General features: G+C 72.5%; 17 protein-coding genes and 1 riboswitch. Of the genes, 8 read left to right on the top strand and 9 right to left on the bottom strand.

Annotated features, from left to right (window positions below; translation table 11 throughout):
* The first annotated feature begins 18 nt into the window (after window positions 1–18).
* Window positions 19–2010 (top strand): DNA helicase RecQ, encoded by a 1992-nt coding sequence (gene recQ, locus TNCT1_RS03725; RefSeq protein WP_143628031.1) that lies wholly within the window; start codon window positions 19–21, stop codon window positions 2008–2010.
* 15 nt (window positions 2011–2025) lie between these two features.
* Here recQ and TNCT1_RS03720 read toward each other — a convergent pair whose 3' ends face one another.
* Together TNCT1_RS03720 and fahA are read right to left on the bottom strand one after the other, a co-directional pair.
* Complete coding sequence (locus tag TNCT1_RS03720) at window positions 2026–2964, bottom strand: M56 family metallopeptidase (protein WP_143628029.1); 939 nt, start codon at window positions 2962–2964, stop codon at window positions 2026–2028.
* Window positions 2965–3171: 207 nt separating this feature from the next.
* Window positions 3172–4389, bottom strand: a complete 1218-nt coding sequence (gene fahA / locus TNCT1_RS03715; protein WP_143628028.1) for a fumarylacetoacetase — start codon at window positions 4387–4389, stop codon at window positions 3172–3174.
* A gap of 304 nt (window positions 4390–4693) precedes the next feature.
* Here fahA and TNCT1_RS03705 point away from each other — a divergent pair, with 304 nt between their 5' ends.
* Entirely contained in the window at window positions 4694–5506 is an 813-nt protein-coding gene (locus tag TNCT1_RS03705; protein WP_143628024.1) for an HAD family hydrolase, read from the top strand.
* Between the two features lie 36 nt (window positions 5507–5542).
* On the opposite strand, the gene TNCT1_RS03700 is transcribed toward TNCT1_RS03705, so the two are convergent.
* Window positions 5543–6028, bottom strand: coding sequence for a transglycosylase SLT domain-containing protein (locus TNCT1_RS03700; protein WP_143628022.1), 486 nt, complete (start codon window positions 6026–6028; stop codon window positions 5543–5545).
* Window positions 6029–6031: 3 nt separating this feature from the next.
* Window positions 6032–6216: riboswitch (cyclic di-AMP (ydaO/yuaA leader) on the bottom strand.
* Window positions 6217–6749: 533 nt separating this feature from the next.
* Between TNCT1_RS03700 and TNCT1_RS03695 the strand changes: the two genes are divergently transcribed.
* The 4 genes from TNCT1_RS03695 to TNCT1_RS03680 all read left to right on the top strand — a co-directional run bounded on the left by TNCT1_RS03695 (window position 6750) and on the right by TNCT1_RS03680 (window position 11142).
* Window positions 6750–7760 (top strand): polyprenyl synthetase family protein, encoded by a 1011-nt coding sequence (locus TNCT1_RS03695; RefSeq protein WP_143628020.1) that lies wholly within the window; start codon window positions 6750–6752, stop codon window positions 7758–7760.
* Between the two features lie 246 nt (window positions 7761–8006).
* The gene (locus TNCT1_RS03690; RefSeq protein ID WP_174266127.1) at window positions 8007–9251 is read left to right on the top strand and encodes a sigma-E factor regulatory protein RseB domain-containing protein; all 1245 of its coding nucleotides are present in this window, start codon (window positions 8007–8009) and stop codon (window positions 9249–9251) included.
* Window positions 9252–9299: 48 nt separating this feature from the next.
* Entirely contained in the window at window positions 9300–10274 is a 975-nt protein-coding gene (locus TNCT1_RS03685) for an ABC transporter ATP-binding protein (protein WP_143628018.1), read from the top strand.
* Window positions 10261–11142, top strand: coding sequence for an ABC transporter permease (locus TNCT1_RS03680; protein WP_143628016.1), 882 nt, complete (start codon window positions 10261–10263; stop codon window positions 11140–11142). The genes TNCT1_RS03685 and TNCT1_RS03680 overlap by 14 nt, the downstream gene beginning before the upstream one ends.
* Window positions 11143–11169: 27 nt before the next feature.
* Here the strand turns inward: TNCT1_RS03680 and TNCT1_RS03675 are convergent, their stop codons facing one another.
* Window positions 11170–11757, bottom strand: a complete 588-nt coding sequence (locus TNCT1_RS03675; RefSeq protein WP_143628014.1) for a flavodoxin family protein — start codon at window positions 11755–11757, stop codon at window positions 11170–11172.
* Window positions 11758–11975: 218 nt separating this feature from the next.
* Here TNCT1_RS03675 and TNCT1_RS03670 point away from each other — a divergent pair, with 218 nt between their 5' ends.
* Complete coding sequence (locus TNCT1_RS03670; RefSeq protein WP_143628012.1) at window positions 11976–13268, top strand: tetratricopeptide repeat protein; 1293 nt, start codon at window positions 11976–11978, stop codon at window positions 13266–13268.
* A 189-nt stretch (window positions 13269–13457) separates the two neighbouring features.
* On the opposite strand, the gene TNCT1_RS03665 is transcribed toward TNCT1_RS03670, so the two are convergent.
* The 3 genes from TNCT1_RS03665 to TNCT1_RS03655 all read right to left on the bottom strand — a co-directional run bounded on the left by TNCT1_RS03665 (window position 13458) and on the right by TNCT1_RS03655 (window position 15957).
* Window positions 13458–13943 carry a VOC family protein gene (locus TNCT1_RS03665; protein WP_143628011.1) on the bottom strand — a complete coding sequence of 162 codons (486 nt, stop codon included), beginning with the start codon at window positions 13941–13943 and terminating at the stop codon, window positions 13458–13460.
* A gap of 46 nt (window positions 13944–13989) precedes the next feature.
* Complete coding sequence (gene rarD, locus TNCT1_RS03660) at window positions 13990–14952, bottom strand: EamA family transporter RarD (RefSeq protein ID WP_143628009.1); 963 nt, start codon at window positions 14950–14952, stop codon at window positions 13990–13992.
* Window positions 14953–15102: 150 nt separating this feature from the next.
* Window positions 15103–15957 carry an SDR family oxidoreductase gene (locus TNCT1_RS03655; RefSeq protein WP_143628007.1) on the bottom strand — a complete coding sequence of 285 codons (855 nt, stop codon included), beginning with the start codon at window positions 15955–15957 and terminating at the stop codon, window positions 15103–15105.
* Window positions 15958–16068: 111 nt separating this feature from the next.
* On the opposite strand from TNCT1_RS03655, the gene TNCT1_RS03650 reads away from it, so the two are divergent.
* Window positions 16069–16479, top strand: a complete 411-nt coding sequence (locus TNCT1_RS03650) for a helix-turn-helix domain-containing protein (protein ID WP_143628005.1) — start codon at window positions 16069–16071, stop codon at window positions 16477–16479.
* 19 nt (window positions 16480–16498) lie between these two features.
* On the opposite strand, the gene TNCT1_RS03645 is transcribed toward TNCT1_RS03650, so the two are convergent.
* On the bottom strand, window positions 16499–17560 hold the full coding sequence (locus TNCT1_RS03645) for a 2-oxoacid:ferredoxin oxidoreductase subunit beta (protein ID WP_143628003.1): 1062 nt from the start codon (window positions 17558–17560) through the stop codon (window positions 16499–16501).
* Window positions 17553–19481, bottom strand: a complete 1929-nt coding sequence (locus TNCT1_RS03640; RefSeq protein WP_143628001.1) for a 2-oxoacid:acceptor oxidoreductase subunit alpha — start codon at window positions 19479–19481, stop codon at window positions 17553–17555. The genes TNCT1_RS03645 and TNCT1_RS03640 overlap by 8 nt, the downstream gene beginning before the upstream one ends.
* Window positions 19482–19771 lie beyond the last annotated feature (290 nt).

Raw genomic sequence — 19771 nt, 5'->3', positions numbered from 1 at the left:
GACACGGGGGACCGGACGATGAGCACGACGGGCGGGATCAGCTATATGCAGGCGGTGACCGAAGGGCCGGACGCGGCCGCGAGCGAGGCGCTGGCCACACTGCACCGGGTCTTCGGGTACGAGGCCTTCCGCGGCGAGCAGGAAGAGGTCATCGAGCATGTGGTGGCCGGCGGCGACGCCGTCGTGCTCATGCCGACCGGTGGCGGCAAGTCGCTGTGCTACCAGATCCCGTCCCTGGTCAGACCAGGTACGGGCGTGGTGGTCTCACCGCTGATCGCGCTGATGCAGGACCAGGTGGACGCCCTGCGGGCGCTCGGCGTGCGAGCGGGCTTCATCAACTCCACCCAGGACTTCGACGAGCGGCGCATGGTCGAGGCCGAGTTCCTCGCGGGCGAGCTGGACCTGCTGTACCTGGCCCCGGAGCGGCTGCGCGTGGAGGCCACGCTCGACCTGCTCTCCCGCGGCAAGATCTCCGTCTTCGCCATCGACGAGGCGCACTGCGTCTCCCAGTGGGGCCACGACTTCCGCCCCGACTACCTGGCCCTCTCCCTGCTCGGCGAGCGCTGGCCGGACGTGCCGCGGATCGCGCTCACCGCCACGGCCACGCACGCGACCCACCAGGAGATCACCCAGCGGCTCGGCATGCCGGACGCCCGCCACTTCGTGGCGAGCTTCGACCGGCCCAACATCCAGTACCGGATCGTGCCCAAGGCCGACCCCAGGAAGCAGCTGCTGGCCTTCCTGCGCGAGGAGCACCAGGGCGACGCCGGCATCGTCTACTGCCTCTCCCGCAACTCGGTGGAGCGCACCGCCGAGTTCCTGAGCGCCAACGGCATCGAGGCGGTGCCCTACCACGCGGGCCTGGACGCGGGCACGCGCGCTGCCCACCAGTCCCGGTTCCTGCGCGAGGAGGGCCTGGTCGTGGTCGCGACCATCGCCTTCGGCATGGGCATCGACAAGCCGGACGTACGCTTCGTCGCCCACCTCGACCTGCCCAAGTCCGTCGAGGGCTACTACCAGGAGACGGGCCGTGCGGGCCGTGACGGCCTGCCCTCCACCGCCTGGATGGCCTACGGACTCAACGACGTCATACAGCAGCGCAAACTGATCCAGTCCGGCGAGGGCGACGAGGCGTTCCGCCGCCGTGCGTCCGCCCACCTCGACGCGATGCTCGCCCTGTGCGAGACCGCCCGCTGCCGGCGCGGGCAGCTCCTCGCCTACTTCGGCCAGGAGCCCCCCGCCGAGGGATGCGGCAACTGCGACACCTGCCTCACTCCGCCGGAGACCTGGGACGGCACGGTCGCCGCGCAGAAGGTCCTCTCCACGGTGGTGCGGCTGCAGCGCGAGCGCGGGCAGAAGTTCGGCGCCGTGCAGATCGTGGACATCCTGCTCGGCAAGCGCACCGGCAAGGTCATCCAGTTCGACCACGACCAGCTCTCGGTGTTCGGCATCGGCCAGGACCTCACCGACGGCGAATGGCGGGGCGTCATCCGGCAGTTGCTCGCCCAGGAGCTGCTCGCGGTCGAGGGGGAGTACGGCACGCTCGTGCTCACCGAGGCGAGCGGGACCGTGCTGCGCCGGGAGCGGGAGGTGCCGCTGCGCAAGGAGCCGAAGAAACCGGCCGCCGCCCGCGCCGGTTCCTCCGGCAGGGGCGAGCGCAAGGCCAGAACGACCGCGGCCGAGCTGCCCGCCGAACTCCTCCCCGCCTTCGAGGCCCTGCGCGCCTGGCGCGCCGAACAGGCCCGGGAGCAGGGCGTCCCGGCGTACGTCATCTTCCACGACGCCACGCTCCGGGAGATCGTCACCCTCCGCCCCGGCTCGGTGCGGGAGCTGGGCACGGTGGGCGGCGTCGGCGAGAAGAAGCTGGCGACCTACGGGGAGGGCGTGCTGGAGGTGCTGAACTCCCTGGACGGCTCCGCCCCGGCCGGCACCTCCGCCCCGGCCGGCGATGCCGGGGAGGACCACTGGGCCGGTCCGGTGGAGGAGCCGGAGCCCGAGGACTGGATGTAGCGGCGGCGGGAGCGGTCAGGACAGCGCCGTCAGCCCCGGGGCGAAGGTGATGAGCAGCGGCAGCAACGGCACCAGCGCGGCCACCGTGGTGGTCAGCGCCCGGTGCCTGCGCAGCAGCCGCGGCGGGGGCTGAAGGAGCCGGTCGACGCGTTCGCCGAGCAGCCGGTGGCTGGAGGCGCAGGACAGGACGCCGCGGTGCTGGTTCAGCTCGATCAGCGCGAGGGCGGTGGTGAGGTGGCCGCAGCGGCGGGAGGCGGTGTCGTCGGCGGCCAGTTCGACCAGACGATGCGTCTGGTCGCAGAAGTGGGCGAAGAGCGGGACGCGCGGGAAGCCGGTGGCGAGCGCCGTGGACAGATGGAGCAGCCAGTCGTGGTGCGCGCGGGCGTGGCCGCGCTCATGGGTCAGGACCGCGTCGAGCTGACGGCCGGTGAGGCGGCGCAGCGCCCCGGTGGTGACGACGAGCTGCGGCGGGTGCCCGGGCATCCACCAGGCGTCCGGGTACTCGTCCTCCAGCACCAGCATCGGGCCGCGTGCCGCCGGCAGCCCCGCGGGCAGATCGGGCGCGCGTTCCCGCAGGTGGGCCCGGGCCTGGCCGCGGCGCCTGCGGACCTCGGCGAGTTCCCGGGCGAGCATGGCCGTCGTCCAGGCGGCCCCGCAGGCCAGCAGCACGGTGAGGGCCACCGCCCAGACCGGTGCGGCGGTCAGGTCGTAGGCGGCGGTGACGGCGGGCGGCGCCGGGGCGAACACATGGTCGCGGACGGTGCGGAAGACGGCCGCCGCGCCCAGCACCAGCGCGGTCAGGCAGCACAGCAGGACCGTGGCCACCAGGCACTGCCACACCCACAGGGCGACCACGGGCTCCCGTTCGGGCCAGTCGGCCCGGGTCAGCGCGCGCGGCGCCGGTACGGCGGCCGTCAGGGCGACGACGCTCAGCAGGAGCAGGCAGACCGTCATGCCGGGGCTCCGGTTCCTGGTCGCAGAGATGCGGGTGTCGGGTGGTGCCGGGGACGCGCCGAAGGCCCGTCGGATGGTGCCGTGTCCCCGTCAGTATGACGGGGACACGGGCCGTGAGTCAGGTGTCCGCGGGGGATCGTCCGCGTCGAGGCGGCCTCGCCCGGCCTTTTCGGACACCCGGTCGCTCCGCTGCCCGCGGGCGGTGCCTCAGCCGGACACGATCCGCCCGCTGACCTCGCCGAGCCCGACCCGGCCGCCGTCCGGCCCCGGCGCCCAGGCCGACAGCGTCACCACGTCCCCGTCCTCCAGGAACGCCCGCTTGCCGTCGGGGAGTTCGAGCGGGTCGCGGCCGTTCCAGGTCAGTTCGAGCAGCGAGCCGCGCTGCCGCTCCTCCGGGCCGCTGACGGTGCCCGAGCCGTACAGGTCGCCGGTGCGCAGCGAAGCGCCGTTCACGGTCATCTGGGCGAGCTGCTGGGCGGCGGTCCAGTACATGGTGGAGAAGGGCGGCTCGGCCACCGTGTGACCGTTGATCGCGACGGAGATCCGCAGGTCGTAGCCGCCGGGCTCGATGCCCGGGGCGGCGTCGTCCAGGTAGGGCAGCAGGGGGTGCGTGCGCTCGGGGGGCGCCACACGCGCGTGCTCCAGCGCCTCCAGCGGAGTGATCCACGCCGACACCGAGGTGGCGAAGGACTTGCCGAGGAAGGGGCCGAGCGGGACGTACTCCCAGGCCTGGATGTCGCGCGCCGACCAGTCGTTGAGCAGGCACAGGCCGAAGACGTGCTCCTGGAAGTCGCCGAGCGCGACGGGCGTGCCCTGCGCGGAGGGCACGCCCACCACGAAGCCGACCTCGGCCTCGATGTCCAGCCGGATCGATGGCCCGAAGACCGGCGCCGGGTCGCCGGGGCCCTTGCGCTGCCCCGAGGGCCGTACGACATCCGTGCCGGAGACGACCACCGTTCCGGAGCGGCCGTGGTAACCGATCGGCAGGTGCTTCCAGTTGGGGGTGAGGGAGTCCTCGGCGTCCGGGCGGAAGATCCGGCCGACGTTCCGCGCGTGGTTCTCGGAGGCGTAGAAGTCGACGTAGTCCGCGACCTCGAACGGCAGGTGGAGGGTGACCGACGACAGGGGGTGGAAGTGCGGTTCGATCGCCGACCGGTGCGAGGGGACCGTCACCCACGCCGTCAGCGCGCGCCGCACGTCCGACCACGCCGTGCGGCCGGCCGCCAGCAGCGGGTTGAGGGTGGCCTGCGCGAGCAGGGAGACGTACGGCGAGCCGAGCGCGGCGGCCGCGGCGCCCGCGTCGAGGACGTGGTCACCGAGCCGGACGCCGACCCTGCGCTCCGTGCTGCCGGAGGGCGAGAACACACCGTAGGGAAGGTTGTGCGGGCCGAAGGGGTCGCCCTCGGGGACGTCGAAGGGGGGCATGGGGTGCTGCCTCACTCTCATCCGGGCCATGCATGGCGATGCGTTCCATGTGATCGCGCCACACGTTACGGCCGGGACCGGTGTCTTGGGCAGTGCCGACAGGGGTGTCCGGCCGATGTCCGGAAAGAGGACACGGACGAGGTGGGGGCGGCCCGGGGGCGGGGCGGGCGCAGCGGCGCGGGGCCGGGGACGGCGTGGGCGCGCCTTCCGAGGCGGGTCGGGAGGCTCCGGACCGCGGCCGCGGCCCCAAGTCCGTGAAGATCCAGGTGAGTCGGCGGGGCGCCGTGATCCGTATTCTCTGATCATGGCCGCACCCCCCGCATACGCACTGATCGCCACCGACCTGGACGGGACGCTGCTGCGCGGCGACGACACCGTCTCCGACCGGTCGCTCGCCGCTCTGGAGCGGGTGGCGCGGGCCGGCGCCCGGCACCTGGTGGTGACGGGCCGGCCGGCTCCCCGGGTACGGCCGCTGCTGACCGCCCTCGGCTGCACGGGGCTCGCGGTGTGCGGGCAGGGGGCGCAGGTCTACGACGCCGGCACCGGGCGCCTGCTGTGGTCGGTGCGGCTCGACCGGGAACTGGCGGAGACCGCGCTCGGCAAGATCGAGGCCGAGGTCGGGCAGGTCTTCGCGGCCGTCGACCAGGACGGCGTGGACGGGCTCACCCTGATCGAACCCGGGTATCTGATGCCCCACCCGACCCTGCCCGCCGTGCGGGTCGGCCGGCGCGACGACCTGTGGCGCGAGCCCATCAGCAAGGTGCTGCTGCGCCACCACACGCTGTCGGACGACGAGTTGGCGGCGACCGCGCGCGCGGCGGTGGGCTCGCTGGCCACGGTCACCATGTCGGGGCCGGGCACGGTGGAGCTCCAGCCGTGCGGGGTCACCAAGGCGACGGGGCTCGCGCTGGCCGCCGACCTTCTGGGGATCGCCGCCGGACAGGCGCTGGCCTTCGGGGACATGCCCAACGACATCCCCATGTTCGACTGGGCCGGCCGCGGGGTCGCCATGGCCAACGCCCACCCCGAACTCAAGGCGGTCGCGGACGAGGTCACGACGTCCAACGAGGACGACGGCGTCGCCGTCGTCCTCGAGGGACTCTTCCCGGCCCACTGACCGGGACCGCGGCGGGGAGCCCGCCGCGGGGGCCGGTCAGTAGGCGCCGAAGACGTTGTCGATGGAGCCGTAGCGAGCGGCCGCGTAGTTGCAGGCGGCGGTGATGTTCGCGACCGGGTCGTAGATGTCGAAGGACGTCCCGGCCACGTGGTAGCTGTTGAAGGTCGGGTCGATGACCTGGAGCAGGCCCTTGGACGGGATGCCCTTGGCCGCGTTGGAGTCCCACAGGTTGATGGCGCGCGGGTTGCCCGAGGACTCCCGGATGATGTTGCGGTGGATGCCGTCGTAGGTGCCCGGGATGTGCTTCTCCGCCATGATCGCGAGGGACTCGCGGATCCACCCGTCGAGGTTGTTCGGGTACCCGGCGACGGTGGTGCCGGACGAGCTGGTGGAGTCGGCCGCGGAGGCGCTGGTGGCGCCGACGACCGGAAGGGCGAGCACGGCGGCGCCGGTGCCGAGCACGGCGAGCTTGCGGGCGAGGCGGCCGGTGCGGAAGCGGCGGTTCTGAGCGGCAGCAGGCATGGCGAAGTTCCTCTCCGTCGCCTGCGAGGTGAGCTGTCGGGTTCGGGCGGGGAGGTGCCCGGCCGTGCCGCTCTGGGCGGCACGGCTTCACCCCTTGCCGTTCCGGTGACGACACGCGTCGTCCGGTCCGGCGAACTTACCTGGGTCCCCCGCTCCTGCCGTACGAATGAGTTCGTCGATGGGTGGTGTCGGGCGGCGGCAGGATTCGGCGTTCCGCTCGACTGGCCGGGAACGTATGCGAGAGCACATGTCCGGAACAAGTGTTGGATTCACGTAAAGGCCAAGTTGACCTTGTTCTGTTCCATTTTGGGCGCTTGATCCTTTGCGACTGCCAATGCTCAACTGGCCGACGGCGCAAGGGCGGACCGGCCGCTGGCCGGGCCTGGCGGGCCCGTCGGGGCGCGTGACCCAACTCACGAAATAGCAAAGTATTCCAAATCAGACATGGGGGATTTGACCGTGGCGGCGAATCGGGGCGGTGCGCCCCGCCGGATAGTCCGTGGCTGATTTGGCTGCGTTCCAAAAGGGGTATTAAGGCGCTGAATGTCCGTATTATCGGATGGTCGGCGCTGCGCCGGCCGTGGTCCCGTGCCGTCCGTGCCGGACCGGTGGGCGCCCTCGGTGATCGAAACAGGACCGGATACGCTGACTTGAGTGAGGGCAGCGACCTATCGACAAACCGCGTAATCGCCAGCAGACACCAGCAGACAGGAGACCCCTCGTGACCGTCGTCGGGCCGTTCGGGCTGAGCGTGCGGGACCAGGCTCTGGAAGCCGATGTCCAGGCCGGATTGACGGCTGTCGAGGAAGGCTTGTTCGAGGCCACCAAGAGCGAGGTCCCGTTCATCACGGAGGCCGCGCAGCACCTCGTACGGGCCGGCGGGAAGCGGTTCCGGCCGCTCCTCGTGATGCTCGCGGCGCAGTTCGGCGACCCGTACGCGCCCGGCGTCGTGCCGTCGGCCGTGGTCGTGGAGCTGACCCACCTGGCCACGCTGTACCACGACGACGTCATGGACGAGGCGGCCGTGCGGCGCGGGGTGGACAGCGCGAACACGCGCTGGGGCAACTCCGTCGCCGTCCTCACCGGCGACTTCCTGTTCGCCCGCGCCTCCCAGATCCTCGCCGACCTCGGCCCCGAGGCGGTCCGCGTGCAGGCCCTCGCGTTCGAGCGGCTGGTCACCGGGCAGATCCTGGAGACCGCGGGCCCCTCGGACGGACGCGACCCGGTCGAGCACTACCTGGACGTGCTCGGCGGCAAGACCGGCTCCCTGGTGGCGGTGTCCTGCCGGTTCGGCGCGATGATGTCCGGCGCCGACGAGACGGTCGTCGACGTGCTGACCCAGTACGGCGAGCGGCTCGGGGTCGCCTTCCAGCTCGCGGACGACGTCCTGGACATCGCCTCCGACTCGCACGAGTCCGGCAAGACGCCGGGGACCGACCTGCGCGAGGGCATCCCGACGCTGCCCGTGCTCCGGCTGCGCGAGCGCGCCGCCCGCCTGCGGCTGCCCGAGGACATCGCGCTGTGCGAGCTGCTGGACTCCGACCTCGGCGACGACGCCCGGCTCGACGAGGCGCTGACCGCGCTCCGCGCGCACCCCGCGCTGGAGCAGGCCCGCCGCGACACCGTCCGCTACGCGGAGGAGGCGCGCTCCGCGCTGGCCCCGCTGCCGGAGTGCGACTCCAAGGCGGCGCTGCTCGAACTGTGCGACGCGGTGGTGCACCGGGCCGGCTGAGCCCCCCGTACACGGACCGAGGGCGGTGACTCCCGCACGACCCCTACGGGTCGGGGGAGTCACCGCCCTCGGGTGTCATACCGCAGGCGTACACGGAGTTGGTGCCGTGGTCTGACGCCTCCTCACGGCCGATTTGGTCATATGGAGACCACGGAAATCACCACTCCTCACCGATTCGGGTGAGAATGGCGGCTCAGGTGGACCAGTGTGGGGACAGCCGCCGCCGACGACGGAGGTAAGGCACAGATGGCACCGTACGAATCCGACGACGCAACGGCCGCCGCGCGTGACGAGGACCTGCCCACCGGACGCCGCAAGGCCGCCCGGTATGTGGTCCCGGTCGCGGTGGTGGGGGTGGCGGCGGCCACGATCGGGCTGGTTCCGGCGCTCGCCGACTCCGGTGACCCCGATCTGCCGAAGATCACCGCGCAGCAGCTCATCGACAAGATCGCCAAATCGGACGTGCAGCGGCTCTCCGGCACGGTGAAGGTCAGCACCGACCTCGGTCTGCCGGACCTCGGCGGCCTGGAGAGCGGACTGGTGTCCGGCGCGGCCCGGGGCAAGGGCGACGGCTCCTCGGCCGACCCGCAGTCCAAGCTGACCGAGCTGGTCTCTGGCACGCACACGCTGCGCGTGGCCGCCGACGGACCGGACCGGCAGAAGCTGTCGCTGCTGGAGAGCGGCTCCGAGTACAGCCTCGTCCATGACGGCAAGGACGTCTGGGGCTACGACAGCAAGAGCAACGAGGTCTACCACTCCACCGGCGCCGAGACCGGAGGGCGGCACCGGGCCGATCAGCCGCCGGCCACGCCCAAGGGCTTCGCCGACGAGGCCCTGAAGGCGGTCGACGACACCACGTCGGTGACCGTCGACGGCACCGCGCGGGTCGCCGGCCGCGACGCCTACAAGCTGCTGATCAAGCCCAGGCAGTCCGGCACCACGGTCGGCGCGATCAGCATCGCCGTGGACGCGCGGACCGGCCTGCCGCTGAAGTTCACCCTCACCCCGCGCAGCGGTGGCGCCGCCGTGCTCGACGCGGGCTTCACCCAGGTCTCCTTCGCCGCGCCGGCCGCCTCCACCTTCGACTTCACCCCGCCCAAGGGCGCGAAGGTCACCGAGGAGAAGAAGGGCGCTGAGGAGAAGAAGGGCGCCGAGGCGCCGGAGCACACCCGGGAGCACGCCACCAAGGGCGGTGAGGACCTCGCCAAGGGCATGAACGGCGCCACCGTGCTCGGCAAGGGCTGGACGTCGGTCGCGAGCTTCGACACCGGCGGCGGGGCCGGCCTGCCGTCCGGCGGCCGGGGCGGCGGCCAGGGCGGCGCGCTCGGCGGCTTCCTCGGCTCGCTCGGCGACCAGGTCTCCGGCAAGTTCGGCAAGGGCACGGTGTTCTCCACCCGCCTGGTCAACGCCCTGATCACCGACGACGGCAAGGTGTACGCCGGCGCGGTGACCAAGGACGCGCTGGTGAAGGCGGCGAACACGGGGAAGTGATCCCTCCCCGGGCAGGGGCAGGGCAGGAGCGGCACCGAGGGGGAGCCGATGGACGGACCGTCCGCCGCGGAGCGTGATCCACGGGACGCGCCGGAGCACGTGATCGCCACGCGCGGCCTCACCAAGCGCTACCGCGGCGGACAGCTCGCCGTCGACGGTCTCGACCTGACCGTCCCGGCGGGCAGCGTCTTCGGCTTCCTCGGCCCGAACGGCTCCGGCAAGACCACCACCATCCGCATGCTGATGGGGCTGATCGAGCCGACCTCGGGCACGGCCCGCGTCCTTGGCCGGCCCATGCCACGGGCCGCCCGCACCGTCCTGCCGAGGGTCGGCGCGCTGATCGAGGGCCCGGCCCTGTACGGCTTCCTCTCCGGCCGGGACAACCTGCTGCGCTACGACGCCGCCGACCCGACGGCCGATCCGCGCACCCGGCGCGCCCGGGTCGGGGCCGCCCTGGACCGGGTGGGCCTGACGGCAGCGGCGGGCAAGAAGGCGAGGGCGTACTCGCTCGGCATGAAGCAGCGCCTGGGCCTGGCCGCCGCCCTGCTCCAGCCGCGCGGACTGCTCGTGCTGGACGAGCCCACCAACGGGCTCGACCCGCAGGGCATGCGCGAGATACGCACCCTGGTGAAGGAACTGGCGTCGGACGGCACGACCGTGTTCCTCTCCTCCCACCTGCTCGACGAGATCGAGCAGGTGTGCACGCACGCGGCGGTGATGGCGCGGGGCCGCCTGCTCACCCAGGGCGCGGTCGCCGACCTGGCGGCCGGGGCGCGCGGCCGGCTGGCGGTGAGCACGCCGGACCCCGCCGAGGCGGCCCGGGTGCTGAAGGAGCAGGGCGTCGCCGACGTCGTCGCCGACGGTGACCGGGTGACCGGCGAGCCGCCCGAGCGGGACCTCGCGGAGCTGAACGCGGCCCTGGTCGCGGCGGGCGTGCGGGTACGGGGCTTCACGCTCGAACGGGCCTCGCTGGAGGACGCGTTCATGGCGCTGACCGGGGAGGGCTTCGATGTCGCGGGCTGAGGCGCTCCCGGGGCCGGCCGGACGCCGGACGAGTCCGCTGTGGACCTTCGGGCTGCTGCGCAGCGAACTGGTCACCACCCTGCGCCGCTGGCGCACGCTGGCCCTGCTCGCGGTGCTGGCGGCGGTGCCGGTGCTGGTCGGGATCGCGGTGCGGATCGAGACGCGCGGCGGGTCCAGGGCGGGCGGTGGCGGCGAGGGGCCGGCGTTCATGGCCCAGATCACCAACAACGGCCTGTTCCTGGTGTTCACGGCGCTCGCCGCGACCCTGCCGTTCTTCCTGCCGATGGCGGTCGGCGTCGTCGCGGGCGACGCGATCGCCGGTGAGGCCGGCGCCGGCACCCTGCGCTATCTGCTGGTCGCCCCGGCCGGCCGCACCCGGCTGCTGCTCGTCAAGTACGCGACGGTCATGGCCTTCTGCCTGCTGGCCACCCTGGTCGTGGCGGTGTCCGCGCTGGCCGTCGGCGCGCTGCTCTTCCCGCTCGGCGACCTCACGACCATCTCCGGCACGAGCATCACCTTCGCCGAGGGGCTCGGCCGGGCGCTGCTGATCGCGCTGGCCGTCGCCGCCTCACTGGTCGGCATCGCGGCGCTCGGCCTGTTCGTGTCCACCCTGACCAACAGCGGCATCGCCGCCATGGCGACCACCGTGGGCCTGCTCATCACCGTTCAGATCCTGGACCAGATACCCCAGTTGCACGCCCTGCGGCCGTACTTCTTCTCGCACTACTGGCTGTCCTTCGCCGACCTGATGCGCGAACCCGTCTACTGGGACGACCTGGTGCGCAACCTCGGGCTACAGGCGCTGTACGCGGCCGTGTTCGGCTCGGCGGCCTGGGCGCGGTTCACGACGAAGGACATCAGCGCCTAGGGCCTTTCAGGCAAGCCCCAGGGCGGCTCAGGACTCCTGGTACGGGAAACGGGCGAGGGGCGCCCCGCCTGCGAAGAACGTCTTCGCGCGCGTGAGCGCGTCGGTGTCCTTCGCCACGTCACCCGGCGCGGTGCCGTTGCCGAGCAGTACACCGCCGAAGCGCATCCCCAGGTAGGCGGCCGAGTTGTTGAGCGTGCCGACGAGCGGGTCGGAGACGGACGGCTCCCGGTCGGCGCGCACCGAGACGCCCCACAGGGTGCGTCCCGCCATCGCCTCCTTGAACCCGATGTCCGGCGTGCGGAGCCAGGCCGACCAGTGGTCCAGGTACCGCTTGGTGTGACCGGACACCGAGTACCAGTACAGCGGGGAGGCGATCACCAGGTCGGTGGCGGCGAGGGTCGCGTCCAGCAGCAGCCCGGCCGGAGTGTCCGGGGCCGGCCGTACGTGGTCGGTGTCGTGCCGCAGGTCCGTGAAGTCGGGCAGCGGGTGGTCGGTGAGGCGGATCCAGCGCTGCTCGACGTCGCCGGGAAGCTGTTCGGCGGCGGCGCGGGCCAGCAGTTCGGTGTTTCCGTCGAGGCGGGCACTGCCCAGGACGAAGAGGAAACGGCGGCTCATGGGTCCCCCGGAGTGGTTGGTGTCGCACCGCGAATAAGGGCGTGTGCATTTTATGCACACGCAAGCAGTCTGTTTCAAGAGCCGGTTGCGGCCGCGTCGCGCCGCGGCTGGTGCGATGCTGTGACGTCGCGGTGACGCGGGAGCCGGACCGGGACGGACACACTGGTCGGCAGGACGCGTACGGACCGGATCGTGGCGCCGGGGGAGTGAGGGAACCGATGTCTCGACTCAGCTTCGAGAAGAAGCGGGCACAGCAGCCCGTGGCACACCCCGCGGTGGTGGCCGTGCGGGTGACCGGCACGGGCAGTGCCTCGGTGGGCGGGACGGCGGTCGTCGCGGAACCGGGCCAGGAGATCCAGCAGGCCGTGCTGAACCACCTCCAGCGCCTGGCGATAAGCCTGGGCGCCCCGATACGCGCCACGATCCAGGACGACCGCGCCGGATGCGTGGTCCCGCTCGAGGTCTCGGCCGACGGCTCCAGCAGGATGGCGGGCGACCCGGTGCGCACCACCGCCCGGTCCGCCGCGGATGAACCGGCCGCAGTGGTGCCCGTATCGGTGGCGCCCGCTGCGGGCGTGGCGGGCTCCGGTCCGGCCGTGACGGGCTCCGGCCGGGAGCAGGCGCCGATGGGGCGGTTCGGGCCGCCGCCGGTCATGGACGGTGTGTCCGGGGCGCTGACCGCCGCCGGCGCCCGGACGCCGGCGCCCGTCCCCGCCTACGGCCCCCGGACGATGCCCCCGGCGCCGGTGCGGCGTCCAGAGCCGGGCGTCCCGGTGCCGGCCCCGCGCCCCGAGGAGCCGCCCGCCGCGCCGGTGCGGCACCCCGAGCCGGCCGTCTCCGCGCCCCTGCGGGCGGTCCCTGAGGCGCCCGCCGGTATCCCTGAGGCGCCCACCGGTATCCCGGGGGCGCGCGCGGGCGGCCCGAACGCGCTCCTGCACGACCCCGAGCCCGTCCCGGCCTCGTCCCTCACCCCCACCCCCGCCCGCGGCTTCGACGCCGTGGCCGAGGAGGTGCTCGGGGACACGCCCGTGACCGAGACCGCGGAGGGCGCCGAACTGCTCACCGAGCCGATGGCACGGATCAACGAGGCCGTCCGGGACGGCCGCATCGAGGCGGCGGCCCGGCTCGCCGACCGCACCGTCGCCGAGGCGTCCGCCGTACTGGGCCCTCGCCACCCCGAGGTGCTGCACCTGGGCGAACTCACCGCCTACATCGCCTACCTGGCGGGCGACCCGGTGCGTTCCTTCCACCTCTCGCTCGACCTCGCCCGGCTGCGCCGGCAGGCGTGCGACGCGGAGGCGGCCTACGGCAACGTGCGCAGCGCCGCCACCGCCTGGCGCGCGGTGCGCGACCCGGAGGAGGGGCTGCGGCTCGGCCGCGACCTCATCGACCTGTGGACGGCCCTCACCGCCGAGCCGGGGCCCGCGGCGGGCGACCCGGAGCCCCTGGAATCGGCACGCTCGCGCATGGTCCGCCTGACCGACCGCGCGGCCGCGGCGGCGCGGCCTTAGGGCCTGTCCGACCATTCCCGCCGGGCCCGCGACGCCCGGCGCCGCACCTCGCCGCGTTGTCGGGTGCGCCCAGGTGCGTCCAGTACGAGGGCGGCCCTCCGCCTTGCGATGCACGGCACCGGACGCCGCGGGCCGATCCGACGCGAATCGTCAGACAGGCCCCAGCCGGCGCCGCCCGGCCTCGGGCGGTCACGCGACGCAGAACTCGTTGCCCTCCGGGTCGGCCATCAGCACCCATTCGCCGCCGGGCTCCTTCACCTCGCGCAGCACCCGCGCGCCCAGGGCCGTCAGCCGGGCCACCTCGTCCGCGCGCCGGCCGGCGCCGGCGTGCACGTCGATGTGCAGCCGGTTCTTGACGGTCTTCGGCTCCGGGACGCGCTGGAAGAGCAGCCGCCGGCCCAGCCCGGTGCCGGTGTCCGGGTCGCAGGGGTCGTCGGGGTGCCGTACGGCGATCAGGTCCCGGAAGGCGGGGCGGCCGTGGTACTCGACGGTGGCCTCACCGGTCAGCGCGCCGAAGGACAGCAGCCGTTCGACGAGCGCGCTGTTGTCCTCGGGCTCGTAGTGCAGCGCGGCCGCCCAGAAGTCCGCCTGGGCGTGCGGGTCGGCCGCGTCGATGACGATCTTCCAGTGCAGCGGGGCGGGAGCGGATGCGGATGACGGCGTTGATGTCGACATGCTCACCACTTATAGCCGCCCGCGCGCACCCGCACGGGCACTCGGGTCAACCGACCCGGCGCACGTCCGTCCGGGCCGGGTCCGGGGCCTCGACGAGCGGTGACACGGCGACCACCCGGGGCCTGCGGGCCGCGCGCAGCGCGTCCCAGGTGAGCAGGACCAGCGCCAGCCACACCAGCGCGAAGCCGGCCCAGCGCTCGAGCGGCATCGCCTCGTGGAAGTAGAGGATGCCGAGCAGGAACTGGAAGACCGGGGCCAGGTACTGCAGCAGTCCCAGCGTGGACAGCGGCACCCGGATCGCCGCAGCGCCGAAGCAGACCAGCGGCAGCGCGGTGACGACGCCCGTCGAGGCGAGCAGCAGGGCGTGCCCGGTGCCGCCGGTGGTGAAGGTGGCGCCGCCGTGCACGCCGAGCCAGACCAGATAGCCGAACGCGGGCACGAACTGGACCGCGGTCTCGGCGGCCAGCGACTCGAAGCCGCCGAGGCCGACCTTCTTCTTCACCAGGCCGTAGGTGGCGAACGAGAACGCCAGGCACAGGGAGATCCACGGCGGGCGGCCGTAGCCGACGGTCAGGACGACGACGGCGGCGGCGCCCACCGCGACCGCGGCCCACTGCGCGCGCCGCAGCCGCTCCTTGAGGAGCAGCACGCCCATCGCGATGGTCACCAGCGGGTTGATGAAGTACCCGAGGGAGGCCTCGACCACATGGCCGGAGTTCACGGCCCATATGTAGACGCCCCAGTTGACGGTGATGACGGCCGCGGCCACCACCACCAGCCCCAGCCGCCGCGGCTGCCGCAGCAGCTCCCCGGCCCAGGCCCAGCGCCGTACGAAGACCAGGGCGACGGCGACGAAGACGAGGGACCACGCCATGCGGTGGGCCAGGATCTCCATGGCTCCGGCGGGCTTCAGCAGCGGCCAGAACAGCGGGACCAGGCCCCACATCCCGTACGCGGCGAAACCGTTCACCAGGCCTGTCCGGTGCTCTCCTGTGGACGTCCCGGCCATGGGCCCCTCCTTGTCGCCTCACCCACTCGTGCGAGGAAGAAGGTAGCGCCGAGCCGGCCCGTCTGTCATGCCCGTATCGCCATACGGTCATGACAGACGTTCGCGCCGGTCGGACGGGAGGCGCCGCAGCGGTTGTCGGCCCAGCGGTTGTCAGCCCTTGAGCGCGGCGGCGACGGCCTCGGCGAGCGGGGTGGTCGGGCGGCCGGCCAGGCGGGAGAGGTCGCCGCCGGGGACGACCAGTTCGCCCTTCGCGATCGAGGCGTCCACGCCGGCCAGCACCGCGGCCAGCGGGCCGGGCAGCCCGGCGCCGGTCAGGACGGACTCGAGCGTCTCGACCGGGACCGGGGTGTAGGCGATCTCCCGGCCGGTCTGCCGGCTCAGCTCGGCCGCGTACTCGGCGAAGCCCCACGCCTCGTCGCCGCCCAGCTCGTACGTCGAGTTCTCGTGGCCCTCGCCGGTCAGCACCGCGACCGCGGCGGCCGCGTAGTCGGCGCGGGAGGCCGAGGAGACCCGGCCGTCGCCGGCGGCCTGGACGACCGCGCCGTGCTCCAGCACCGGGGCCAGGTTCTCGGTGTAGTTCTCGTGGTACCAGCCGTTGCGCAGCAGGCTGTAGGGCAGGCCGGAGGCGAGCAGCGCCTCCTCGGTGGCACGGTGGTCGTCGGCGAGCGCGGCCTTGAGGGTGCCGGGGGCGCTGGTGTACGCCAGCAGCGCGACGCCGGCGGCGCGGGCGGCGTCGATCACGACCTGGTGCTGCTGCACCCGGCCCTTGTCGAACTCGTTGCCGGAGATCAGCAGGACCTTGTCGCCGGCCGCGAACAGGCCGTCGAAGGTCTCGGGCGCGTTGTAGTCGGCGACGGCGAGCCGCACCCCGCGGGCGGCGAGCCCGGCGGCCTTCGCCTCGTCGCGCACGACGGCGGTGATCTCTCCGGCCGGGACCTTCTCCAGCAGCTGCTCCACCACGTGACGGCCGAGGTGTCCGGTGGCTCCGGTGACGACGATGCTCATGATGTGCGCTCTCCCTGGGGGTGTGTCCGTCGGTGACTCCGAACGTCTGCCACTGACCTTAGGGCGGGCGCTAACCAAACGAAAGTACCCACTTTGAAGTAAGGTACTGGCATGACAGTAAGTAACCGGGTGACCGCCGCCGAGGCCGAGGCCCAGTGCCCCTACCGGCTCGTCCTCGAACACGTCACGAGCCGGTGGGGCGTCCTCGTGCTGATCGAGCTGCTGGAGCGGCCGTACCGCTTCAGCGAGCTGCGCCGGGCCATCGGCACATACAGCGGCCGGGGGGTCAGCGAGAAGATGCTGACCCAGACCCTGCAGACCCTGGAGCGCGACGGACTGGTCCACCGGGACGCCAAGCCGGTGATCCCGCCCCGCGTCGACTACTCGCTCACCGGCCTCGGCCAGGAGGCGGCGCGGCAGGTGCGGTCCCTCGCCCGGTGGACCCATGAGCGCATGGACGAGGTGGAACAGGCCCGGCTGGCGTACGACGAGGCCCGGGACCTCAGGTCCCGGGCCTCCTAGCAGGCGAGCTCGACGGTCCTCAGCCGACGACCGTCCAGGTGTCCCCGCCGGCCAGCAGGGCGGCCAGGTCGCCCTTGCCGTGCTGTTCGACCGCCGTGTCGAGCTGCTCGGCCATCTCGGTGTCGTAGACGGGCCGCTCGACCGAGCGGAACACGCCGATCGGGGTGTGGTGCAGGGTGTCCGGGTCGGCGAGCCGGGACAGGGCGAAGGCGGTGGTTGGGGACGCCGAGTGCGCGTCGTGCACCAGGACGTCCGCCTCGTTCTCCGCGGTCACCGTCACCACCTTCAGGTCCCCGGTCAGCCGGTCGCGGACGACGCCGCGCTCCCCGTCGGACCCGAACCGGATCGGCTGCCCGTGCTCCAGGCGGATGAGCGCCTCCTCGGCCCGCTGCTTGTCCTTCAGGGCGTCGAAGGCGCCGTCGTTGAAGATGTTGCAGTTCTGGTAGATCTCGATCAGCGCCGTGCCCGGGTGGTCGGCGGCCGCGCGCAGCACCTCGGTCAGGTGCTTGCGGTCGGAGTCGATGGTCCGGGCGACGAAGGACGCCTCCGCCCCGATCGCCAGGGAGACCGGGTTGAAGGGCGCGTCCAGGGAGCCCATCGGCGTCGACTTGGTGATCTTGCCGATCTCCGAGGTCGGGCTGTACTGGCCCTTGGTCAGGCCGTAGATCCGGTTGTTGAACAGCAGGATCTTCAGGTTGACGTTGCGGCGCAGGGCGTGGATGAGGTGGTTGCCGCCGATGGAGAGGGCGTCTCCGTCACCGGTCACCACCCACACGCTCAGGTCGCGGCGGGAGGAGGCGAGGCCGGTGGCGATGGCCGGGGCCCGGCCGTGGATGGAGTGCATCCCGTAGGTGTTCATGTAGTACGGGAAGCGGGAGGAGCAGCCGATGCCGGAGACGAACACGATGTTCTCTCTGGCCAGCCCCAGCTCGGGCATGAAGCCCTGCACCGCCGCCAGGATCGCGTAGTCGCCGCAGCCCGGGCACCAGCGCACCTCCTGGTCGGACTTGAAGTCCTTCATCGACTGCTTCGCCTCGGCCTTGGGCACCAGCTGCAGCAGCCCGTTGGTGGCGTCAGTCATCGATGGCCTCCTTCAGCGCGGCGGCGAGCTGCTCCGCCTTGAACGGCATGCCGTTGACCTGGTTGTACGAGCGGGCGTCGACCAGGTACTTCGCCCGGACCAGCGTGGCCAGCTGCCCGAGGTTCATCTCGGGGACCACGACCTTGTCGTAGCGCTCGAGCACCGCGCCCAGATTGCGCGGGAAGGGGTTGAGATGGCGCAGGTGGGCCTGTGCGACGGCCTCGCCGGCGGCACGCAGTCTTCGCACCGCGGCCGTGATGGGCCCGTAGGTGGAACCCCAGCCCAGCACCAGGGTGCGCGCCCCGTCCGGGTCGTCGACCTCGACGTCCGGCACCTCGACGCGGTCGATCTTGGCCTGGCGGGTGCGGACCATGAAGTCGTGGTTGGCCGGGTCGTAGGAGATGTTGCCCGTGCCGTCCTGCTTCTCGATGCCGCCGATCCGGTGCTCCAGACCGGGCGTGCCCGGGATCGCCCATGGCCGGGCGAGGGTCTGCGGGTCGCGCTTGTACGGCCAGAACACCTCGGTGCCGTCGTCCAGGGTGTGGTTCGGGCCGGTGGCGAACCGGACCCTCAGGTCGGGCAGCTCGTCCAGGTCCGGGATGCGCCAGGGCTCGGAGCCGTTGGCGAGGTAGCCGTCGGAGAGCAGGATCACCGGAGTGCGGTGGGTCAGCGCGATCCGGGCCGCCTCCAGGGCCGCGTCGAAGCAGTCCGCGGGGGTCTTCGGGGCGACCACCGGGACCGGGGCCTCGCCGTTGCGGCCGAACATCGCCTGCAGCAGGTCCGCCTGCTCGGTCTTGGTCGGCAGACCGGTCGACGGGCCGCCGCGCTGGATGTCGACCACCAGCAGCGGCAGCTCCAGCGACACCGCCAGGCCGATCGTCTCGCTCTTCAGGGCGAGGCCGGGACCGGACGTGGTGGTGACCGCCAGCGAGCCGCCGAAGGCCGCGCCCAGCGCCGCGCCGATGCCCGCGATCTCGTCCTCCGCCTGGAACGTGCGCACGCCGAAGTTCTTGTGCTTGCTCAGCTCGTGCAGGATGTCCGAGGCCGGGGTGATCGGGTACGAACCCAGGAACAGCGGCAGGTCCGCCTGCTGGGAGGCGGCGACCAGGCCGTAGGCCAGGGCCAGGTTCCCGGAGATGTTGCGGTAGGTGCCGACCGGGAAGGCCTTGGCGGCCGGCGCGACCTCGTAGGAGACCGCGAAGTCCTCGGTCGTCTCGCCGAAGTTCCAGCCCGCCCGGAAGGCGGCGATGTTCGCGGCCGCGATGTCCGGCTTCTTGGCGAACTTGCTGTTCAGGAACTTCTCGGTGCCCTCGGTCGGCCGGTGGTACATCCAGGAGAGCAGACCGAGGGCGAACATGTTCTTGCTGCGCTCGGCCTCCTTGCGGGAGAGGTCGAACTCCTTGAGCGCCTCGACCGTGAGCGTCGTCAGCGGCACCGGGTGCAGGTGGTAGCCGTCGAGCGAGCCGTCCTCCAGCGGGGAGGCGGCGTACCCGACCTTCTGCAGGGCGCGCTTGGTGAACTCGTCCGTGTTGACGATGATCTCGGCGCCGCGCGGCAGGTCGCCGATGTTGGCCTTCAGGGCGGCCGGGTTCATCGCGACCAGCACGTTCGGCGCGTCGCCCGGGGTGAGGATGTCGTGGTCGGCGAAGTGGAGCTGGAAGGAGGAGACGCCGGGCAGGGTGCCCGCGGGGGCGCGGATCTCGGCGGGGAAGTTGGGGAGGGTGGAGAGGTCGTTGCCGAAGGACGCGGTCTCCGAGGTGAAGCGGTCACCGGTGAGCTGCATGCCGTCACCCGAGTCCCCCGCGAACCGGATGATCACCCGGTCCAGGCGCCGCACGTCCTTCGCTCCGCCCGGTTTGCGCTGCTCTCCCACGACGGGCGTGTCGGCCTGCTCCGCTGGGCTGCTGACCTGGCTGGTCACTGAACTGGACCTCCTTCGAGGCGGCTGTCCGGGAATGGCCGTCCCACGGACCATCCCAGAATCAACCCTACGTCGCTCGGGGTCGCCCTCCGGCGGCCATCCGCATGATGGACCGCGTTCCGGGACGGCCCGGAGCACTGGATTGTCATGGTTCCTCGCGCCGCCGGAGCCCTGGCCGAGCGGCTCGCCGCGACTGTGCGTCTTCCACGGTTCCCTCCTCCGGCCCTCCGCCACCCGGGTACCCGTCTCCACAGAAGCCGGACGGACTGACACCCGGCTGACACAGTGTC

The organism is Streptomyces sp. 1-11 (assembly GCF_007176755.1).
In the GTDB taxonomy this organism is placed as follows: Bacteria; Actinomycetota; Actinomycetes; order Streptomycetales; family Streptomycetaceae; genus Streptomyces.
The sequence above is the reverse complement of the archived record's forward strand: the minus strand, read 5'-3'. Positions and strand labels throughout refer to the sequence as shown.